Below are 19,377 nucleotides of genomic sequence, written 5' to 3' on the forward strand. Positions count from 1 at the left end.
GAGCACCTGCCGGGCTCGCCGCAGCCGGGGTCAGGAGAGGATCTCGACCAGCGTCGTCGCGGAGTCGCCCACCATGTACTTCTCGATCCCGTCCAGGTTCTTCTGCCAGAAGCTCTGGGCCTCGACCGCGTCGCCACTGCGCAGCAGCGCCAGCAGTTTCGTGTAGGCGCGCTGCGCGGCGCGGGCAGCGGGACGGTCGTGCTCGTCGCCGTGCGAGGCGATGAACAGCGAGTTGTGAGCGTCGATGATGTGCGCGAGCATCCCGGCGAGGACCGAGAGGGTCTCGTTACCGGCCAGGTCGACCAGGCTCTGGTGCAGCTGGACGTCGTGGTGCGCGAACGCGGCCGCGTCACCGACCATGTCCGCGCCCTGCGCGATCGACTCCGCGAGCGTGTCCAGCGCATCGGCGTGACCGGGCCCGGCGAGCACGCCGACCGCCGACACCTCGAGCGATGCGCGGGCACGGTAGACGTCGACCAGCGGCGTTCCCTTGTACTGGAGCAGCAGTCCGGTGTACCGGGCGGCGACCGACGGGTCCGGCGCCATCACCCGCGCGCCGCCACGGGCCCCACGGAGCACCGTGATGATCGACTCGGATTCGAGGATCCGGAAGGCCTCGCGCAGTGTGGGACGGGACACCCCGAACTGTTCCATCAGGACCGACTCGTTCGGCAGCGGGTCACCCGCACCGAGCTCGCCGGTGATGATTCGGCGGCGCAGGTTCGCGGCCACCAGCTCACCAGCCTTGGGCACCCGCACCACAGTCGACTTCGATCCGACCGTCACGTTGTCCCTCTCCTCCGCTCCGGTCCCGACGATGGCCCGGACTCGTACCGATGAAGGGTACAAGGGTTTAGTTGTTTCCTCCCCTTCCGACGGACCATTCCGTCGGTGGCAGCCATCACCCACGAGCGGAAGCGATGTTACCGACCGGTAGTGGGCGGCTGTCAGGCCGGGCCGAAAGCACGGTCGGGGCAGCTCGATGGCGTCGGGGTCGCGACAGACCTGCCCCGGCCGCCGACGTCGGCCGTGGCAGGATCCACCGGGTGCCCGACGACGCGATCGCCCTCACCTGGTCGGCTATTTGCGGCAGCTCGAGGACCGCGTGACGGAGGCCGCGCCCGCCCGGGCGCGGATCGGCCGGGTGTGCGTCGCCCGGTCGGCGCGCAGCGCGGGTGTGGCATCGCAGCTCATGCAGGCCGCCGTGGCGAGCGCCGGGGCGCGCGAGCAGGTGCTCGACGCCCAGGCGCACCTCGAGCACTGGTACGCGCGGTTCGGCTTCACGGCCGCGTCGGACGTCTTCCTCGAGGGCGACATCCCGCACGTCACGATGGTCCGCCCCGCGCCCGGGATCGGCTGAACCCGAGCGATACGAACGCATCAACTGTTACGCGTGCGTACGGCCGTCGTCGCGTACGGTCCCGCGCGCCACGCCGCAATCGAGGCGACCACGGCGGCAAGGATGAAGCTGACGAAGAGCCACCGCGCGGCACTCGCGGTATGCCCCGGGTCGCCGAACCCCGTGGCATTCACCACCATTCCGGCCAATGCCGAACCGAACGCCGTTGCAGTGAGTTGCACGATCGTCACCGACGCGCCCGCACGTTCCTGGTCCTCGCCACCGGACAGTTGCAGAACGGAGGTGAGTAGATGCGGCCACGCCATACCCACACCCCAGCCGAGAAGAACCAAACCGACCACCACCGCGATCACGATCCACAGCGCACCCGAGCGAACAGGACCGACGAAGGCGAGAACCTCCAACCCGGCGACCGAGAAGAGCGGAGCCATACGGATGACCAGCGCTCGTCGCGCTGTCGCGCCGCTGAGCGCCAATGACCCTGCCGTCCATCCCGCCGCCATAGCGGCACCGACACAACCTGCTTCGAGCGGTTGCAAGCCCTGCAGATGCTGACCGAAGTAGGGCGCGAAAACCTCGACCGTGCTCGCGATGACCAACGCAGCCATCGTGACGTACACGGCACGCAGTCGCCGATCGGATCCGAACGTGGCCGCCGGCATCACCCGCACCGAGGTGCGGGATTCGTGGCGAAGCCACCAATACACCAACGCCAGGGCAGCGACGAGACCGATCGCATTGACGAGCAACAGCGTCGATGCGCTCACGCTCGAGATGGTCAATACCGCGCAACCCACCAACGCGACACTCCCCACGGAATACGGGAGACCGCACGACCTTCGAACTCGACGGGCAACTGCGAAGCCCCCAAGCAGCGAACGCGACCAGCGCCGGCACCAGGGCCAAGAACGCTGCACGCCAGGCCTCCAGCTGCGCGGCAACCCCACCGAATGCCGGTCCGACCAGCGTTGCCACTCCCCACATCGCCGACACCAGAGCCATCGCGCGCGGCCACAGAGGCTGGTCCAGGACCACACGCACCACCGAGTAACAGAGCGCGAAGAGCACCCCGCCGCCAAGGCCCTGGACAGCCCTGCCGCCAAGCAGCGTCAGCATGTTCGGCGCCAGTCCGCACACAACCGTGCCGAGGGTGAGCGTGAGAGCGGCAAGCCGGTATGCAGACCGAGGGCCACGTCGCGCGAGCACGGTCGGCGCCGCGATGGAGCCGAGGACGGAGGCGAACACGAAAATAGTTGTGGCCCATGCGTACAGCCGCATGCCTCCGATGTCACCGACAACGGTAGGCATGATGGTGGTTGCGAGGTAGACGTTGACCGCGTGCAGCACGACTCCGCCGGCAAGCGTGATGGCGACAGGACCGTTCTCTCTGCCGAGGAGATCACCCCAACTTCCCGATTTCGAGGCCACTCGCGATGACATGCGCGCCGAGCGGTCGCGCAGGTGCTGGACACCGCCATAGGTCGCGGTGACCTACGCGCCGACACAGATCGAGCACTCACGCTCGACCTCCTCGCCTCCCTCGTGCATTACCGCGTCCTGTTCGGACACGCCTCCACCAGCGACGAAGACGTCGAACTCGCCGTTCACGCGCTACTGCGGGGCATCGCAGCAGACTATCCACGCCTCGTCGAGATCAGTCGAGCAAAGCCCGGCGACCCCCAGATGCACCACTTGCACGCGACCGCCCCGAACCACTAGCGAGGGTCCCGGATCGGGACGATGACACGCTCGCTCATTTCCGGACGAGGTCAATCGGCTCTCTTCTTCGGCGTAGCAGCCGAACGGCCCCATCCGGTGTCCTTCGCGATGTCGGCCAGCGGCGGTACGGCCCGGTGCGGCAGCGGCGTGGTCAGCGTGAGGGCGGTGTTCGAATGCACCACCCCGGCGAAACCGACGATGCGCTCGATCAGCCTCTGCAGATCCGGCTGGGTGGCCGTCGCAACGCGGACGAGCAGGTCTTCGCGCCCCGTAATCGCGTGAACTTCAAGAACCTGCGGGATGGCCACGAGTTCCTCGACGATGTTCGTCAGACCACCCTGCTCGGTCTCGAGGGCAATGAACGCCTGCACGACGAGGCCGGCTCTGGCGAGGTCGAGAACCGGCCTGTAGCCGGCGACGAGACCGGCTTCTTCCAGGCGTCTGATACGCGATTGCACAGTGTTGCGCGAGATTCCGAGCGTTGCCGCGAGCTCGACGACACCGGTCCGTGCGTCGCGTTCGAGCGCTTGTAGCAGTTCGACATCCAGTTGATCGATGTTGAGCATTTGCATCACCTCATGACATGACAGGCATCACATTCTGAACGATCCGGTCAGTTGTTGACCGAACAGTTGACCGGACCGTACCTCACAACCAGGATCATCTGCGCCGACATACATACTTCCGCCTGGTCAGGTGGACTTCTGAACGGTGTGTGCAGATGACTACCCTCAAGGTCTCCGAGCCGACGCGCTCCGATTTCGATCTCGCCAGCCGGTACCGGACATCTTCCGGTCCCGTACTCATGACCGGAGTTCAGGCGATCCCGCGGCTGCTGGTGGAGCAGCACAAGCGCGACCTGCGCGCCGGAAAGCGCGTCGCTACTTTCGTTTCCGGCTATCAGGGCAGCCCGCTCGCCGCCCTCGACAAGATGCTCGCCGGGATCCCCGAGCTCGAATCCGAGCACGACGTCCGGCTGGTTCCGGGTATGAACGAGGAGCTGGCCGCGACGTCCGTGTGGGGCAGTCAGCTCGAGCTGCCCGCGGGGCAGCGGACGCACGACGGGATCGTCGGTGTCTGGTACGGCAAGGGACCCGGTCTGGATCGGGCCAGCGACGCGCTGCGACACGCCGCGATGTACGGTGCACATCCCGAGGGAGGCGCACTGGCGCTGGTCGGTGATGATCCCGCGGCCAAATCGTCCTCGGTCCCCGCCGCCAGCGAACGGTCGCTGGCAGCACTGTCGATGCCGATCCTGTTCCCGCGCAACGCGGAAGAGATCATCACGTTCGGACTCCACGCGATTGCATTGTCACGGGCCTCGGGATGCTGGCCGGCGATGAAACTTGTCGCCGACGTCGCAGACGGGCTGTGGACCCTGGATCGCGACTTCTCGGACCTCGACATCGTCGTGCCGGCGATCGAGTGGGAGGGTCGACCGTGGACCTACCGGCAGCGGGTCCTCGCGGCTCCTCCGGACAGCGTCCTGGCCGAGGCCGACCTGTACGGCCCGCGATGGGCGATGGTCGAAGCGTTCAACGCCGCCAACGACATCGACCGCATCGAGGTCGACACGCCGAACGCCTGGTTGGGCATCGTCGCGGTCGGCACGGCGTACGACTCGGTCCGCCAGGCGTTGACCGAACTCGGTCTCACCGAGGCCGACCTCCAGAACGCCGGAATCCGGATTCTGCGTGTCGGTATGCCGTACCCGCTGGGCGCCGAGAAGGTTCGGCGCCTCGCCGCAGGAGTCGAGACGGTTCTCGTCGTCGAGGACAAGACCGCGTTCGTCGAATCCCAGGTCAAGGAAGTCCTCTTCGGATCCGGAACCGCTCCGCAGGTGCTGGGCAAGCGAGATGGCCGCGGCGGCTTGCTGATTCCGCCGGACGGCGAGCTGACCGCAGCTCGGCTGCGCGCTCCGCTGCGCAAGGTACTCGACGGGCGCGTTGCGACCGTCGCACCGCCCCCGCCTCCTCTCGCGCTGACGGTGCTGCCCACCAAGCGCACCGCCTACTTCTGCTCCGGCTGCCCCCACAACCGTTCCACCGCAGTCCCGGAGGGCTCGCTGGCGGGCGGCGGCATCGGCTGCCACACCTTGGTCACGATGTCCTCGCGCACCGATTCGCAGGTCACCGGATTGACCCAGATGGGCGGCGAGGGCGCTCAGTGGATCGGTCAGGCTCCGTACACCGATGTCGAACACATCTTCCAGAACGTCGGCGACGGAACGTATTTCCATTCCGGACAGCTCGCCGTGCAGGCGTGTGTGGCCGCCGGGGTCAACATCACCTACAAGATCCTGTACAACTCCGCGGTCGCCATGACCGGCGCTCAGGACGCCGAGGCGGGGCTCACCGTCCCGGAGCTGACCCACAAACTCGCCGCCGAGGGCGTCACCAAGATCATCGTGTGCGCCGAGGACCCGTCCCGCCACGCGAAGGCGTCACTCGCCACCGGCGTGCTGCTGTGGGACCGCGACCGCCTGGACGAGGCTCAACGCATCCTGCGCAGCACCAAAGGCGTGACGGTCCTGATCTACGACCAGCAATGCGCGGCCGAGGCACGGCGCAAGCGCAAGCGCGGAACCCTCCCGGCACGTCGCACCCGCGTGATCATCAACGAGGCGGTCTGCGAGGGCTGCGGCGACTGCGGCGTCAAATCCAACTGCCTGTCCGTCCAACCCGTCGACACCGAGTTCGGTCGCAAGACGCGCATCGACCAGACGACGTGTAACACCGACTACACCTGCCTGGACGGCGAATGCCCGTCGTTCGTCACGGTCGAGTTGCCCGACGACGCCGGTGCCCGGCCCCGCAAGGAGATCCCCGTTCCGCCGCCCGTGCTCGAGCCGGAACAGCCGAGCCTCACCGGCACCCACAACGTGTTCCTCGCAGGCATCGGCGGCACCGGCATCGTCACGGTCAACCAGATCCTGGGAATGGCCGCATTGCGCGCCGGGCTTCACGTGGAGGGGCTGGATCAGACCGGACTGAGCCAGAAGGCCGGTCCGGTGACCTCCCATCTGCGGATCAGCGCGGATCCTCACGCCTCCTCCAACCGGATCAGCCCGTCCGCCGCCGACTGCGTCCTCGCCTTCGACCTGCTCACGGCCACCGACGCCAAGTACGCCGGATTCGGTGACCCCGAAAGCACACTCACAGTGGCGTCCACCAGCAGGACCGCGACCGGCGACATGGTCTACGACGCCGCGGTCGCCTACCCCACGGACGACGACCTCCTCGCACGGGTCGGATCCCACGCCAAGGACCTGATCTCGTTCGACGCACTGGCCTCCGCCGAGACACTCTTCGGCCACACGGCCGCGGCCAACTTCCTTCTCGTCGGCGCCGCGTACCAGGCCGGCGCACTTCCCATTCCCGCCGATTCGATCGAAGAGGCCATCGCTATCAACGGTGTGGCCGTGCGCGACAACCAGGCAGCCTTCCGATGGGGTCGAGTGGCGGTCGCGAACCGCACCGCGTTCGACGCAGTGGCTACCGCCGGCACCCGCAGCATGCGCAGCGACACCGCAGTACCGACGCACCTCCTGGCCGAGACCACGATGACGGGAACGGTGCGCGACCTGGTCGACCGTCGAGCCGCCCAACTGGTGGCGCATTCGGGAGAGCGCGCCGCCGCTCACTACATCCGCTGCGTCGAGTCGGTGTGGCTACGCGAGCGCGCTGTCACCGACCGTGCGGAGTTGTCCGAGGCGGTGGCCACCAACCTGCACAACCTCATGGCGTACAAGGACGAGTACGAAGTAGCGCGGATGCTCACCGATCCGGCCTTCCTCGAAACGGTTCGGGCCGAGGTGCCAGGAGCCACGAATCTCACCTACAAGCTCCACCCGCCCGCACTTCGGGCACTCGGACGCACCCAGAAGATCGGCGTCGGCCCGCGAAGCCACAAGGCGCTGGCAGTGCTCGCGAAGGGCAAGTTCCTGCGTGGCACGCCGCTCGACCCGTTCGGCTACACACATGTCCGCAGGCTCGAACGTCGGTTGGTGCACCACTACGAAACCATGCTGCACACCCTGCTCGACACCCTGAGCGCCGAGTCCTACGACACAGCAGTCGCCGCAGCGTGCTCAGCAGAAGTCGTCCGCGGGTACGAGGACGTGAAACTCCGAAACATCGACCGCTACCGCAGCAAGCTCAGCGAGCTGGGTGTCGACACCACGCTGATTTCGTGAACACATGCTGAGAGTGGGCTGACGGCGATGATCGCTGTCCACTCCGCCGCGGTGGAAGCCGGCTCTCGACGTCTTCACCATCACGTTCGGGGCCGGAGCACCCCGAGCGACGCCTGAACCTTTGTGCCAGAACCGGATCCATCGTTATGCAGATAGACCTGAGGTCCCGCCCGGTGATCGGGCGGGACCTCAGGTCGCTGGGGGCTATGCGCTGTGGACGAGTGTGCCGCGCAGGTAGACGGACTGCGCGACGGTCTTGTGGATCTGGTGAAGGTCGACGTCGAAGAGATCCTGTGACAGGAACAGGAAGTCGGCTGACTTTCCGATCTCGATGCTGCCTGTCGCGTCGCCGAGGCCGAGTGCTTCAGCAGGCCAGCGGGTGAAGCTGATGACCGCTTCTTCCAACGACAGTGCCTGGCCCGGGTTCAGTTCTTCGCTACCGCCGGGCACTTGACGAGTAACCAGAGTTTCGATACCAGTCCATGTTTGGGGAGTCTGGTCGGCCACGGGCCAGTCTGATCCTGCAGACACGTTGACGCCGTTGTCCAGGAGTCGGTGCAGGTGCGGATGTTGTGTGACGACCGGCTCACCGCACCCGAAGGATGAGCGCGTCGCCCTGTCCGCCGCCGCCGCACAGCGCGGCCGCGCCGACGCCGCCGCCGCGACGCTGCAGCTCGAGCGCCAGGTGCAGCGCGATGCGGGCACCGGACATGCCCAGCGGATGCCCGATCGCGATCGCGCCACCGTTGACGTTGACCCTCGCCGGATCGATCCCCAGCTCCCGGGTCGAGGCGATACCGACCGCGGCGAACGCCTCGTTGATCTCCACCACGTCCAACTCCGCGGGATCGATACCCTCCCGCTCACACGCGCGGGCGATCGCACGGGCCGGCTGCGACTGCAGCGTCGAGTCCGGGCCCGCGACCACACCGTGCGCACCGATCTCGGCGATCCACTCGAGACCCAACGCCTCGGCCTTGGCCCTGCTCATCACCACGACCGCCGCGGCACCGTCGGAAATCTGCGACGCGGTACCGGCGGTGATCGAACCGTCCTTCGCGAACGCCGGACGCAGCTTGCCCAGCGACTCGACGGTCGTGTCCGCCCGCACACCCTCGTCGGCGGCGACCACGATCGGCTCACCGCGGCGCTGCGGGATCGTCACCGGCACCACCTCGTCCGCGAACAGGCCGTCCTTCCACGCACGCGCCGCGTTCTGGTGCGACGCCGCGGCGAACGCGTCCTGCGCCTCCCGGGAGATGCGCTGATCGTCGTCGGCGTTGCGCTGCTCGGTCAGGTTGCCCATCGGCTGATCGGTGAAGATGTCGTGCAGCCCGTCGAACGCCATGTGATCGCGCAGCGTGACGTCGCCGTACTTGAAACCCTCACGGCTGCGCTCGAGCAGATGCGGTGCCCGCGACATCGACTCCTGACCGCCCGCGACGACCACCTCGAACTCGCCCGCCCGGATCAACTGGTCCGCCAGCGCGATCGCGTCGATACCCGACAGGCACACCTTGTTCACGGTCAACGCCGGCACGCTCATCGGGATACCCGCGGCGACCGCGGCCTGACGGGCCGGCATCTGCCCCGCACCGGCCGTGAGGACCTGACCCATGATCACGTACTCGACCTGCTCCGGCGCGACGCCCGCCTTCGCGAGCGCACCCTTGATCGCGACACCGCCGAGGTCGGAACCCGAAAGATCCTTCAAAGCTCCGAGCAGTCGCCCCACCGGGGTCCGCGCCCCGGCAACGATGACAGAGGTTGGTGCACTAGACAATTACTTGCTCCTCCAAGTCGACGACCAGTTCGGCACCGGTCGCGGCCGTGATCTCCTCCACGGTGACGTCGGGCGCGAGTTCACGCAGCACCAGTCCACCGTCGGTGACATCGATGACGCCCAGGTTGGTGATGATGCGCTGCACCACCGCCTTACCGGTCAACGGCAGCGAGCACTGCTCGACGATCTTCGCGCCGCCATCACGATCGGTGTGTTCCATCACCACGATCACCCGCCGGGCACCGTGCACCAGATCCATCGCCCCGCCCATACCCTTGACCATCTTGCCCGGCACCATCCAGTTCGCGAGATCCCCGCCTCGCGAGACCTGCATGCCACCGAGAACCGCGGTATCGATGTGCCCACCACGAATCATGCCGAACGACAACGCCGAATCGAAGAACGCCGCACCCGGGTTCACCGTCACCGTCTCCTTACCCGCGTTGATCAGGTCGGGATCGACCGCATCCTCGCTCGGGTAAGGGCCGGTGCCCAAAATGCCGTTCTCCGAATGCAGCACCACCTTCACACCCTCGGGCAGGTAGTTCGGGATCAGGGTCGGCAGCCCGATCCCCAGGTTCACGTACTCGCCGTCGATCATCTCGGCCGCCGCCCGCGCGGCCATCTGCTCCCGTGACCAGCTCATGCCGACACCGTCCGCTTCTCGATTCGCTTGTCCTGAACACCCGTGTGCACCACACGCTGGACGAACACACCCGGCAGATGCACCTGCGCCGGGTCCAGCTCGCCCGGCTCGACCAGCCGCTCCACCTGCGCGATCGTCACCCGCCCGGCCATCGCGGCCAACGGGTTGAAGTTCATCGCGGTCTTGTTGAACACCAGATTGCCCTCGGTGTCCCCGATCTCGGCGTGCACCAACGCGAAGTCCGCGACGATCGACTCCTCCAGCACATACGTCGTGCCGCCGAACTCGCGGGTCTCCTTCGGCGGCGACGCGACCGCGACCGACCCGTCCGGGTTGTAACGCCACGGCAGACCACCCTCGGAGACCGGGGTACCGACACCGGCCGGCGTGTAGAACGCCGGGATCCCGGCCCCACCCGCCCGCATCCGCTCCGCGAGCGTGCCCTGCGGCGTCAGCTCCACCTCGAGCTCACCCGACAGGTACTGCCGCGCGAACTCCCGATTCTCACCCACATACGACGCCGTCACCCGGCGGATCTGACCGGCCGACAACAGGATTCCCAAACCCCAGTCGTCGACACCACAGTTGTTGGAGAACACCTCGAGACCGGTCACACCCCGCCCGGCCAACGCGCCGATCAACTCAGTCGGAATACCGCACAGACCGAAACCACCGACCGCGAGCGACGACCCGCCGACGATGTCCGCGACGGCCTCCGCCGCCGAATTCCAGAGCTTGCTCATCTACTCACGCTCCTCGCTGTGGGCGCCGCTGCGCCGCACGATCTCCTCGGCATGGCGCAGCACCGGCGAATCCACCATGCGACCTTCGAACGCGAACACACCGCGCTCCCGGGTCGCCGCAGCGAGAACTCGCTCGGCCCAACCCAACTGCTCCGCGGTGGGTGTATATGCCCGCCGAATGACGTCGACCTGACTCGGGTGGATCGCGACCTTGGCGTCGAACCCGACCGCGACGGCGTCCTCGCATTCCTCGCCGAGACCGTCCAGGTTCGGGATGTCGAGGAACACCGAATCGAGTGCGAACCTGCCGTGCGCCTTCGCAGCGAGCAGAACGGTCGACCGAACGTGCCGGGCGACGTCCCGATAGCTGCTGTCGGCCCGTCGACTCGAGGTTCCGCCGAGCGCCGCGACGAGGTCCTCGGCGCCCCACATGACACCGACGACGTTCTCGGCCACCGTAACTCGGTCGATACCCAGCGCGCCGAGCGGCGACTCGACGAGCGCGATCACCGACAGCGGCGCGAGGTCGAGAACCTGATCGACGGACTCGCACTTGGGCAACATCACCGCGGTGTAGGGCGTGCGGTCGAGCGCGGCGCAGTCGAGCGCGTAGTCATCGGTGCCGTGCGCGTTCACCCGCACCACCGTCCGGTCCGGATCCAGCGGAACGTCGACCAGCGCCCGGCGCGCCGCCTCCTTGTCCGCCGGGGCGACGCCGTCCTCGAGATCGAGGATGACGACGTCGGCGGCGGCCGCGGCCTTCGCGAACCGTTCGGGCCGGTCGGCCGGACAGAACAGCCAAGCCGGTCCGGGAAGCGTTCCCGCCCAATTGCTGTCGGTGTTCGGCGCGGCGCTCATGCCGGCTTCTTCCGCACCAGGGTCTTACGGACCGCGGTCGCGACGACGTCGCCGTGCTGGTTGCGGCCGGTGTGCTCGAAGGTCACGATGCCCTCCCCCGGCCGACTCCGGGACTCGCGCAGGTCCGTCACGACGGTCTCGGCGTAGAGCGTGTCACCGTGGAACAGGGGCTTGGGGAACGCGATCTCGGAGAAGCCGAGGTTCGCGACGATGGTCCCCTGCGTCAGTTGCGCCACCGACAGACCGACGAGCGTGGACAGCGTGAACATCGAGTTCACCAGGCGCTCCCCGAACTGTGTCTCGGCGGCGAACGCGGCGTCGAGATGCAGTGCCTGCGTGTTCATGGTGAGCGTCGTGAACAGCACGTTGTCGGCCTCGGTGATGGTGCGCCCCGGTCGGTGCGCGTAGACCACGTCGGTCTCGAACTCCTCGAACCACAGTCCGCGCTGGACGATCTTCCGCGTCGTCACCGCTGCACCCCCAGTTCCCGCGCGATCAGCATCAACTGGACCTCGGTGGTGCCCTCGCCGATCTCGAGGATCTTGCTGTCGCGGTAGTGGCGGGCCACCGGGTACTCGTTCATGAAACCGTATCCACCGAAGATCTGGGTGGCATCGCGCGCATTGTCCATCGCAGCCTCGCTGGCAACGAGCTTCGCGATGGACGCCTGCTTCTTGAACGGCTTGCCCGACAACATGAGCGCGGCCGCGTCGTAGTACGCGGTGCGAGCGGTGTGGGCACGTGCCTCCATGCGCGCGATCTTGAACTCGATGGCCTGGTTGGCGCCGATGGGGCGGCCGAACGCCTCGCGTTCCTTCGCGTAGCGGACGGATTCGTCGACGCAGCCCTGCGCGGCACCGACCGACAGCGCCGCGATCGCGATCCGGCCCTCGTCGAGGATGCGCAGGAAGTTGGCGTAGCCGCGTCCGCGTTCACCGAGAAGGTTCTCTTCGGGCACCCGCACGTCCTGGAAGGTCAGCGGATGGGTGTCGGAGGCGTTCCAGCCGACCTTGTTGTAGGCCGGTTCGGCGGTGAAACCGGGGGTGGACGTCGGCACGAGGATCGTCGAGATCTCCTTCGAGCCGTTCTCCTTGAGCCCGGTGACGGCGGTGACGGTGACGAGCTTGGTGATGTCGGTGCCGGAGTTGGTGATGAACTGCTTGTTGCCATTAATAGTCCACTGCTGATCCTCCAGTTTCGCGGTGGTGCGGGTGCCGCCGGCGTCGCTGCCGGCGCCGGGCTCGGTGAGCCCGAACGCGGCCAGCGACTTGCCACTGGTGAGCTGCGGCAGCCACTCCTGCTTCTGCGCCTCGTTGCCGAAGCGATAGACCGGCATCGCACCGAGCGAGACGCCGGCCTCGAGGGTGATCGCGACCGACTGGTCGACCTTGCCAAGTTCCTCGAGCGCGAGACACAGCGCGAAGTAGTCGCCGCCCATGCCGCCGTACTCCTCGGGGAACGGCAGCCCGAACAGGCCCATGTCGGCCATACCGTCGACGACGGCGTACGGGAAGGTGTGGTTGGCATCGTGTTCGGCGGAGACCGGCGCCACAACGTTCTGCGCGAAGTCCCGGACGGTCTTTGCGAGCTGCTGGTACTCGTCGGGCAGCGATCCGGTGGAGAGATAGTCGGTCATGACGCGACATCCTTCGTTGCGAGTTCGGGAGACTGTTCGGATTCGGTTGCGGGAGTGACCCGCGCGAGCGGTTGATCGACCTTGACCTGGTCACCGGCGGCGACGAGTACCTCGACGACACCGTCGATCGGCGCGGTGAGCGTGTGTTCCATCTTCATGGCCTCGACGACCACGACGGCGGTCCCGGCGGCCACCGCGTCACCCGAGGACACGGACACCGCGATGACCGTGCCGGGCATGGGACTGGTCAGCTCGGCCTCGCCGGCGTGTGCGTCGGCGCCCCGGACGCTGGCCTCGCGCAGTTGCGAGACGATCCAGGTTCCCCCGTCGCCGGCCAGCCACAGGGTCCCGTCGTCTTCCGCGAGGCGGTAGGTCGTGCTGCGGCCGTCCAGCACGACGGTGAGGTCGTCGCCGTCGAGTCTGGCTGCGAGCGTGTGGTTCTCCCGGTCCTCGATCCGCACGACGGCGTCCTCGGGTGTTCCGGTGACCAGGACGTGCTCGGTGCGCTCCCCTGCCCGCAGGCGCAGCGACAGCGGATGCGCGCCCCCGACGCGCCACCCCGTGGGCGCGTCCCACGGATCGGCACCGGGGCGGGTTCCCAGGGCCCACAGCCCGAGCCAGTGGTGTGCGGCGGCCGCGAACAGGATGTCGTCGCCGACCTCGGACGCGTGGAAGTCGGCGACCCGGCGGTCGAGCAGGCCCGTGTCGAGGTGCCCGGCGCGGACGTCCTCGTCGGCGAGCAGGAACCGAAGGAAGTCGATGTTGGTCACCACACCGAGAACTGCGGTGTCCGCCAATGCTCGGTCGAGGCGTCGCAACGCCTCGGCGCGGTCGTCGCCGTGGGCGATCACCTTCGCCAGCATCGGGTCGTAGTCGCTGCCGACGACGGTTCCGTCGCGCAGTCCGGAATCGACACGCACTCCGATACCGGACGCATCACGGAGCCCCAGGACCGTGCCGCCGGTGGGCAGGAAGCCGCGGGCGGGATCCTCGGCGTAGACGCGGGCCTCGATCGCGTGGCCGGTGAGGGTGACGTCGTCCTGGGTGAAGCCGAGCGGCTCCCCCGCGGCGATCCGCACCTGCCACTCGACGAGGTCGAGGCCGGTGACCATCTCGGTGACCGGATGCTCCACCTGCAGACGGGTGTTCATCTCCATGAAGAAGAACTCGTCGGGCCGGTCGGCGGAGACGATGAACTCCACGGTTCCAGCCCCGGCATAGTCGACGCTGCGGGCGGTGTTGCACGCGGCGGCGCCGATCCGGGCGCGGGTCTCGGCGTCGAGCAACGGCGACGGCGCCTCCTCGATCACCTTCTGGTGCCGGCGCTGCAGACTGCACTCGCGCTCGCCGAGATGGACGACATTGCCGTGCGTGTCCGCGACGATCTGCACCTCGATGTGCCGGGGCCGCAGCACGAACCGCTCCAGGAAGAGGGTGTCGTCGCCGAACGCCGACGCCGCCTCCCGGCGCGCGCTCACCAGCGCGTCGGCGAGGTCCGCGGGGTCCTCGACCAGCCGCATGCCCTTGCCGCCACCACCTGCGGACGGCTTCACGAGGACCGGGTAGCCGATGTCGTCGGCCGCGGCGATCAGATCGGCGTCGGACAGGCCCGGCTTCGCGATACCCGGCACCACCGGCACGTCGAACGCGGCCACCGCGTTCTTGGCGGTGATCTTGTCGCCCATCACCTCGATGGCCCGTGCCGACGGACCGAGGAACGCGATCCCCGCGGCCTCGCACGCCGCCGCGAAAGCGGTGTTCTCGGAGAGGAATCCGTAACCGGGATGGATCGCCTGCGCGCCCGTGCGCTTCGCGGCGTCGAGCACCCGATCGATGTCGAGATAGCTCTCGCGCGCCGCGGCGGGCCCGATGAGCACCGCGGTGTCGGCCTCGAGCACGTGCCGAGCGCCGGCGTCGGCCTCGCTGTAGACGGCCACCGAGCGGATGCCCATGCGGCGCAGCGTGCGGATGACCCGGACCGCGATCTCACCGCGGTTGGCCACCAAGATCGTGTCGAACTGTGTAGTCATGTGTCCCCTCACATCCGGAAGACGCCGTAGGAGACGGGCTCGAGCGGCGCGTTCGCGCACGCCGACAGCGCCAGTCCGACAGCGGTTCTGGTGTCGGCCGGGTCGATCACACCGTCGTCCCACAGCCGTGCGGTCGAGTAGTACGGGTTGCCCTGGGCCTCGTACTGGGCCCTGATGGCGTCCGGGTCCTTGCCGGATCCGACCGCGCCGAGCACCGACGCGGCCTGCTCGCCACCCATGACGGAGATGCGCGCGTTGGGCCACATCCACAGGAAGCGCGGCGAGTACGCGCGCCCGCACATCGAGTAGTTGCCCGCCCCGTACGAGCCGCCGATCACGACGGTCAGCTTCGGCACCCGCGCGCATGCGACCGCGGTGACCATCTTGGCCCCGTGCTTGGCAATGCCGCCGGCCTCGTACTCGCGGCCGACCATGAAGCCGGTGATGTTCTGCAGGAACAGCAGCGGGATGCTGCGCTTGTCGCACAACTCGATGAAATGGGCGCCCTTCATCGCGGACTCGGCGAACAGCACGCCGTTGTTCGCGACGATCCCGACCGGGTGGCCGTGGATGCGGGCGAACCCGGTGACCAGCGTCTTGCCGTACTCGGCCTTGAACTCCTGGAAGTCCCCTCCGTCGACCAGGCGCGTGATCACCTCACGCACGTCGTACGGGATGCGCGGGTCCGTCGGGACCACGTCGTACAACTCACTCTGGTCCGCGACCGGCGCGACCGTCTCGGCCACATCCCACGGCCGGGGTGCGCGCGGACCGAACGTCGACACGATGTTCCGCACGATGCGCAGCGCATCGCGGTCGTCCTCGGCGAGATGGTCGGTGACACCGGAGACCTTCGAGTGCAGGTCGCCGCCACCGAGTTCCTCGGCGGTGACCACCTCACCGGTGGCCGCCTTCACGAGCGGCGGACCACCCAGGAAGATCGTGCCCTGGTTGCGGACGATCACCGCCTCGTCGCTCATCGCCGGTACGTACGCGCCACCCGCGGTGCACGATCCGAGGACTGCCGCGATCTGCGGAATCCCCTTGGCGCTCATGGTCGCCTGGTTGTAGAAGATGCGGCCGAAGTGCTCACGGTCCGGGAAGACCTCGTCCTGCATGGGCAGGAACGCGCCGCCCGAGTCGACGAGGTAGATGCACGGCAGGTTGTTCTGCAGCGCGATCTCCTGCGCCCGCAAGTGCTTCTTGACCGTCATGGGGTAGTAGGTGCCGCCCTTGACGGTGGCATCGTTCGCGACGATCACGCACTCCCGTCCGGAGACGCGACCGACGCCGCCGATGACGCCGGCGCCGGGGCACTCGTCGTCGTACATGCCGTTCGCGGCGAGTGGGGCCAGCTCGAGGAACGGGCTGCCCGGGTCGAGCAGCGTGTCGACCCGGTCCCGCGGCAACAGCTTGCCGCGGGCCACGTGGCGTTCGCGTGAGCGTTCACTGCCGCCACGCGATGCGATTGCGAGGCGCTCGCGCAGCTCTGCCGTGAGCTCGAGGTGCTGATCCCGATTCGCGGACTGCGACGGGGTCGACGAGAGGGTGCTGGGGCTTGTCACGGCACCGTCCTTCCGGAGGTTCCCGATACACTGATTTGAGTTAATCCCGACTAACTGAAGCTTAGGTTATCCGTGATTAACTGAGTTGTCCAGACCACATTGCACAGGGAACGTGACACATGACCGATCTCGGAGCCCGACCGGGCGAAACGGAAGTCGACGACGACCGGCCGACGAACCGTCGCAGCCGCGCGAAGGCCGACCGACGGCGGGAACTGCTCAGCGCCGCGGCGCGGCTGATCGCCGAGCGCGGCTTCCCCGGCGTGCGGCTCGAGGACCTCGGTGCGGCGGTGGGCATCAGCGGGCCGGCCGTCTACCGGCACTTCCCCAACAAGGACGCCCTGCTGGTCGAGCTGCTCACCGACATCAGCGAACGACTGTTGGCCGGAGGCACGGACGTGGTCGAGCGGGTGCCCGATCCCGTCGCGGCGCTCGGGGAACTCGTCGAGTTCCATCTCGACTTCGCGCTCGGGGAGCCGGACCTGATTCGCGTCCAGGATCGTGACCTGCACTCGCTGCCCGACGACGCGCGGCACAGCGTCCGGCAGACCCAGCGCCGGTACGTCGAGATCTGGGTGGACGTGCTGCGCCGGATCGACCCGGGACTGGATGCGACCCGCGCCCGGATCGCCGCGCACGCGACGTTCGGGCTCATCAACTCCACCCCGTACAGTGCGGTGGCCCCGTCCGCCGAGGGGAAGGCGGACGGGGACCCCACCCGCGCGGTGCTGCGGCGCATGGCACTCGCGGCGCTGTCGCCGGGCACCGAGTCGTGACGAGCGTCGTCACCGTGCCGGTGGGATGAACCGCCGCGCCACGTTCTCCTCGGCCGAGGGTCCGGGCTCCCACCGTGCGATCCAAGGCCCGGTGCCCTCGCTCTGATCGACGACCCCGGCCTCGAGCCAGGTGTAGCTGTCGTCGAGCACGTTGCGGCTGAGCCGGGCGTCCGAGTCGTCGCAGTTCTTCCACAACGCGGAGAACAGCGCGTCCACGCGGAGCCTGGACTGCCGGCAGAACGCGTCGGCCAGTTCGTGGGCCGTCTCCCCGCCGCCGAGGTCGGCGTCGGGTTGCGTCTGCGCCCGCACACACGCGGCCGACATGGCGAACAGTTCGGCGCCGATGTCGACGATCCGCCCGAGGAAGCCCTGCTTCTTCTCGAGCGCGGCCTGCCAGCGCGCCATGCCGTAGAAGGTGCTGCGCGCGAGTCTGCGGGACTGCCGTTCGATGTACCGCAGGTGCGTGGCCAGCCCGCCGAACTCGCCGTAGGACGTGGGCACGGTGCCCTTCCCGACCACCAGTTGCGGCAGCCACCTGCCGTAGAACCCACTCGCGCCGGCGGCCGCGCGAACCTTGGTCCGTAGATCGGACTTCGGGTCCGCCAGGTCCCCGGCGGCGGCCAGGTGGGGATCCACCGCCTCACGGGCGATCAGCAGACGCATGATCTCGCTGGAGCCTTCGAAGATCCGGTTGATGCGCACATCCCGCACCACCTGTTCCACGGGCACGGCCCGTTCCCCGCGCGCCGCAAGGGATTCCGCGGTCTCGTAGCCGCGGCCGCCGCGAATCTGCACCAATTCGTCCGCGATGATGCCACCCATCTCGCTCGACCACAGCTTGGCGAGCGCGGCCTCGATGCGGATGTCGTTGCGCCCCTCGTCGGCCATCTGCCCGGCCAGCTCGAGGACCGACTCCAACGCGTACGTGGTGGCGGCGATGAACGCGATCTTCTTCGCCACGGACTCGTGCCGGCCGACCGGCTTGCCCCACTGGACCCGCTCCCGGGACCACTCCCGCGCGATCTTCAGACTCCACTTGCCGGTGGCGGTCGCCATGGCCGGGATCGCCAACCGGCCGGCATTCAGGGTGGTCAGGGCGATCTTGAGGCCCTCGCCCTCTCGGCCGATCAGGTTCTCGCTCGGCACGCGCACCTTGTACATGCGGGTCACGCCGTTCTCGATGCCGCGCAGGCCCATGAAGCGGTTGCGGCGTTCGACGGTGATGCCGGGAGAATCCGCCTCGACCACGAAGGCCGAGATGCCGCCGCGGTGTCCGTCGCTCTTCGGCACGCGGGCCATCACCACCAGCAGTTCGGCGACCACCCCGTTGGTGGTCCACAACTTGACGCCGTCGAGTTCGTAGGCGGCACCGTCCTCGACCGGGATCGCGGTGGAGGCCAGCCGCGCCGGATCCGACCCGACGTCCGGTTCGGTGAGCAGGAAGGCCGATACGGCGCCCCGCGCACAGCGAGGCAGGAAGACCTGCTTCTGCTCCTCGGTGCCGGCCAGTTTCAACGGCTCGGGGACGCCGATCGACTGGTGCGCCGAGAGCAGGGCGGCGAGGCTCGGGTGCACGGAGGAGACCAGCATCAGCGCCCGGTTGTAGGCCACCTGGGACAGCCCCAGCCCGCCGTACTTCCGGTCGATCTTGAGCCCGAAGCAGCCGAGGTCGGCGAAGCCCTTGACGTACTCGTCGGGGATTCGCTCATCGCGTTCGATCACCGCGCCGTCGAGGGTTCGGCAGTACTCCTGCAACCGAACCAGGAACTCCTCCGTCCGCGCGTTCTCCTCGCGGGTCGGCCGCGGAAAGGGATACACCAGGTCCAAGGGAAACCGCCCGAGGAACAACTCACCGGCGAACGACGGTTTGTCCGTACCCGCCCGCGCCTCCTCGGCGACCGCGCGCGCCTGTTCCTCCGTCACCTGTACGGGCTGCGTCATGACCTGCCTCCTTGCCGAGTACTCCTGGTAGTCACTGGTTACCCGGCAGTAGGGGTTCGAAACCTCGGCGTCGACCCCGTAAAGTGCGGTGGCCCCGTCCACCGAGGGGAAGGTGGACGGGGATC

16 protein-coding genes and 2 pseudogenes are annotated in these 19,377 nt (G+C 68.0%); 4 read left to right on the forward strand and 14 right to left on the reverse strand.

Annotated features, from left to right (window positions below; translation table 11 throughout):
• Positions 1 to 30: 30 nt before the first annotated feature.
• Positions 31 to 786 carry a FadR/GntR family transcriptional regulator gene (locus ACQ5DX_RS17435; RefSeq protein ID WP_430333763.1) on the reverse strand — a complete coding sequence of 252 codons (756 nt, stop codon included), beginning with the start codon at positions 784 to 786 and terminating at the stop codon, positions 31 to 33.
• 196 nt (positions 787 to 982) lie between these two features.
• Here ACQ5DX_RS17435 and ACQ5DX_RS17440 point away from each other — a divergent pair, with 196 nt between their 5' ends.
• A complete protein-coding gene (locus ACQ5DX_RS17440) occupies positions 983 to 1,360 on the forward strand; it encodes a GNAT family N-acetyltransferase (RefSeq protein ID WP_430333764.1) in 378 nt (125 codons plus the stop codon).
• A 20-nt stretch (positions 1,361 to 1,380) separates the two neighbouring features.
• Here ACQ5DX_RS17440 and ACQ5DX_RS17445 read toward each other — a convergent pair whose 3' ends face one another.
• Together ACQ5DX_RS17445 and ACQ5DX_RS17450 are read right to left on the reverse strand one after the other, a co-directional pair.
• Entirely contained in the window at positions 1,381 to 2,127 is a 747-nt protein-coding gene (locus tag ACQ5DX_RS17445; RefSeq protein ID WP_430335818.1) for a hypothetical protein, read from the reverse strand.
• A gap of 103 nt (positions 2,128 to 2,230) precedes the next feature.
• Positions 2,231 to 2,800, reverse strand: a pseudogene (locus ACQ5DX_RS17450) (MFS transporter); the annotation flags it as partial.
• A 12-nt stretch (positions 2,801 to 2,812) separates the two neighbouring features.
• Between ACQ5DX_RS17450 and ACQ5DX_RS17455 the strand changes: the two are divergent.
• Positions 2,813 to 3,079, forward strand: a pseudogene (locus ACQ5DX_RS17455) (TetR-like C-terminal domain-containing protein); the annotation flags it as partial.
• Between the two features lie 50 nt (positions 3,080 to 3,129).
• On the opposite strand, the gene ACQ5DX_RS17460 reads toward ACQ5DX_RS17455, so the two are convergent.
• Positions 3,130 to 3,645 (reverse strand): Lrp/AsnC family transcriptional regulator, encoded by a 516-nt coding sequence (locus ACQ5DX_RS17460; RefSeq protein ID WP_430333765.1) that lies wholly within the window; start codon positions 3,643 to 3,645, stop codon positions 3,130 to 3,132.
• A gap of 155 nt (positions 3,646 to 3,800) precedes the next feature.
• On the opposite strand from ACQ5DX_RS17460, the gene ACQ5DX_RS17465 reads away from it, so the two are divergent.
• Positions 3,801 to 7,274 (forward strand): indolepyruvate ferredoxin oxidoreductase family protein, encoded by a 3,474-nt coding sequence (locus ACQ5DX_RS17465; RefSeq protein WP_430333766.1) that lies wholly within the window; start codon positions 3,801 to 3,803, stop codon positions 7,272 to 7,274.
• 204 nt (positions 7,275 to 7,478) lie between these two features.
• On the opposite strand, the gene ACQ5DX_RS17470 is transcribed toward ACQ5DX_RS17465, so the two are convergent.
• The 9 genes from ACQ5DX_RS17470 to ACQ5DX_RS17510 are packed head-to-tail and all read right to left on the reverse strand — an operon-like array spanning position 7,479 to position 16,457.
• Positions 7,479 to 7,979, reverse strand: coding sequence for an amidohydrolase family protein (locus ACQ5DX_RS17470; protein ID WP_430333767.1), 501 nt, complete (start codon positions 7,977 to 7,979; stop codon positions 7,479 to 7,481).
• On the reverse strand, positions 7,861 to 9,057 hold the full coding sequence (locus tag ACQ5DX_RS17475; RefSeq protein WP_430333768.1) for an acetyl-CoA C-acetyltransferase: 1,197 nt from the start codon (positions 9,055 to 9,057) through the stop codon (positions 7,861 to 7,863). Before ACQ5DX_RS17475 ends, ACQ5DX_RS17470 begins: the two co-directional genes overlap by 119 nt.
• Complete coding sequence (locus ACQ5DX_RS17480; protein ID WP_430333769.1) at positions 9,050 to 9,703, reverse strand: CoA transferase subunit B; 654 nt, start codon at positions 9,701 to 9,703, stop codon at positions 9,050 to 9,052. The genes ACQ5DX_RS17475 and ACQ5DX_RS17480 overlap by 8 nt, the downstream gene beginning before the upstream one ends.
• The gene (locus ACQ5DX_RS17485) at positions 9,700 to 10,446 is read right to left on the reverse strand and encodes a CoA transferase subunit A (RefSeq protein WP_430333770.1); all 747 of its coding nucleotides are present in this window, start codon (positions 10,444 to 10,446) and stop codon (positions 9,700 to 9,702) included. Before ACQ5DX_RS17485 ends, ACQ5DX_RS17480 begins: the two co-directional genes overlap by 4 nt.
• Positions 10,447 to 11,304 carry an HpcH/HpaI aldolase/citrate lyase family protein gene (locus ACQ5DX_RS17490; RefSeq protein ID WP_430333771.1) on the reverse strand — a complete coding sequence of 286 codons (858 nt, stop codon included), beginning with the start codon at positions 11,302 to 11,304 and terminating at the stop codon, positions 10,447 to 10,449.
• The gene (locus tag ACQ5DX_RS17495) at positions 11,301 to 11,774 is read right to left on the reverse strand and encodes a MaoC family dehydratase (RefSeq protein WP_430333772.1); all 474 of its coding nucleotides are present in this window, start codon (positions 11,772 to 11,774) and stop codon (positions 11,301 to 11,303) included. Before ACQ5DX_RS17495 ends, ACQ5DX_RS17490 begins: the two co-directional genes overlap by 4 nt.
• A complete protein-coding gene (locus ACQ5DX_RS17500) occupies positions 11,771 to 12,940 on the reverse strand; it encodes an acyl-CoA dehydrogenase family protein (protein ID WP_430333773.1) in 1,170 nt (389 codons plus the stop codon). The genes ACQ5DX_RS17495 and ACQ5DX_RS17500 overlap by 4 nt, the downstream gene beginning before the upstream one ends.
• The gene (locus ACQ5DX_RS17505) at positions 12,937 to 14,970 is read right to left on the reverse strand and encodes an acetyl/propionyl/methylcrotonyl-CoA carboxylase subunit alpha (RefSeq protein ID WP_430333774.1); all 2,034 of its coding nucleotides are present in this window, start codon (positions 14,968 to 14,970) and stop codon (positions 12,937 to 12,939) included. The genes ACQ5DX_RS17500 and ACQ5DX_RS17505 overlap by 4 nt, the downstream gene beginning before the upstream one ends.
• Positions 14,971 to 14,978: 8 nt before the next feature.
• On the reverse strand, positions 14,979 to 16,457 hold the full coding sequence (locus ACQ5DX_RS17510; protein ID WP_430335721.1) for a carboxyl transferase domain-containing protein: 1,479 nt from the start codon (positions 16,455 to 16,457) through the stop codon (positions 14,979 to 14,981).
• A 197-nt stretch (positions 16,458 to 16,654) separates the two neighbouring features.
• On the opposite strand from ACQ5DX_RS17510, the gene ACQ5DX_RS17515 reads away from it, so the two are divergent.
• On the forward strand, positions 16,655 to 17,311 hold the full coding sequence (locus tag ACQ5DX_RS17515; protein ID WP_430333775.1) for an SACE_7040 family transcriptional regulator: 657 nt from the start codon (positions 16,655 to 16,657) through the stop codon (positions 17,309 to 17,311).
• Between the two features lie 9 nt (positions 17,312 to 17,320).
• Here the strand turns inward: ACQ5DX_RS17515 and ACQ5DX_RS17520 are convergent, their stop codons facing one another.
• Positions 17,321 to 19,252 carry an acyl-CoA dehydrogenase family protein gene (locus tag ACQ5DX_RS17520; RefSeq protein ID WP_430333776.1) on the reverse strand — a complete coding sequence of 644 codons (1,932 nt, stop codon included), beginning with the start codon at positions 19,250 to 19,252 and terminating at the stop codon, positions 17,321 to 17,323.
• Positions 19,253 to 19,377: the final 125 nt, after the last annotated feature.

The sequence above is a fragment of the Rhodococcus sp. ACT016 genome (assembly GCF_050477185.1).
Lineage (GTDB): Bacteria > Actinomycetota > Actinomycetes > Mycobacteriales > Mycobacteriaceae > Prescottella.

Bases quoted from the DNA above. Each gene is read 5' to 3' on its own strand.
- ACQ5DX_RS17515 (WP_430333775.1), top strand. From the start codon at position 16,655: ATGACCGATCTCGGAGCCCGACCGGGCGAAACGGAAGTCGACGACGAC.
- ACQ5DX_RS17440 (WP_430333764.1), top strand. From the start codon at position 983: ATGGCGTCGGGGTCGCGACAGACCTGCCCCGGCCGCCGACGTCGGCCG.
- ACQ5DX_RS17490 (WP_430333771.1), bottom strand. From the start codon at position 11,304: ATGAGCGCCGCGCCGAACACCGACAGCAATTGGGCGGGAACGCTTCCC.
- ACQ5DX_RS17500 (WP_430333773.1), bottom strand. From the start codon at position 12,940: ATGACCGACTATCTCTCCACCGGATCGCTGCCCGACGAGTACCAGCAG.
- ACQ5DX_RS17485 (WP_430333770.1), bottom strand. From the start codon at position 10,446: ATGAGCAAGCTCTGGAATTCGGCGGCGGAGGCCGTCGCGGACATCGTC.
- ACQ5DX_RS17505 (WP_430333774.1), bottom strand. From the start codon at position 14,970: ATGACTACACAGTTCGACACGATCTTGGTGGCCAACCGCGGTGAGATC.
- ACQ5DX_RS17465 (WP_430333766.1), top strand. From the start codon at position 3,801: ATGACTACCCTCAAGGTCTCCGAGCCGACGCGCTCCGATTTCGATCTC.
- ACQ5DX_RS17460 (WP_430333765.1), bottom strand. From the start codon at position 3,645: ATGCTCAACATCGATCAACTGGATGTCGAACTGCTACAAGCGCTCGAA.
- ACQ5DX_RS17520 (WP_430333776.1), bottom strand. From the start codon at position 19,252: ATGACGCAGCCCGTACAGGTGACGGAGGAACAGGCGCGCGCGGTCGCC.
- ACQ5DX_RS17480 (WP_430333769.1), bottom strand. From the start codon at position 9,703: ATGAGCTGGTCACGGGAGCAGATGGCCGCGCGGGCGGCGGCCGAGATG.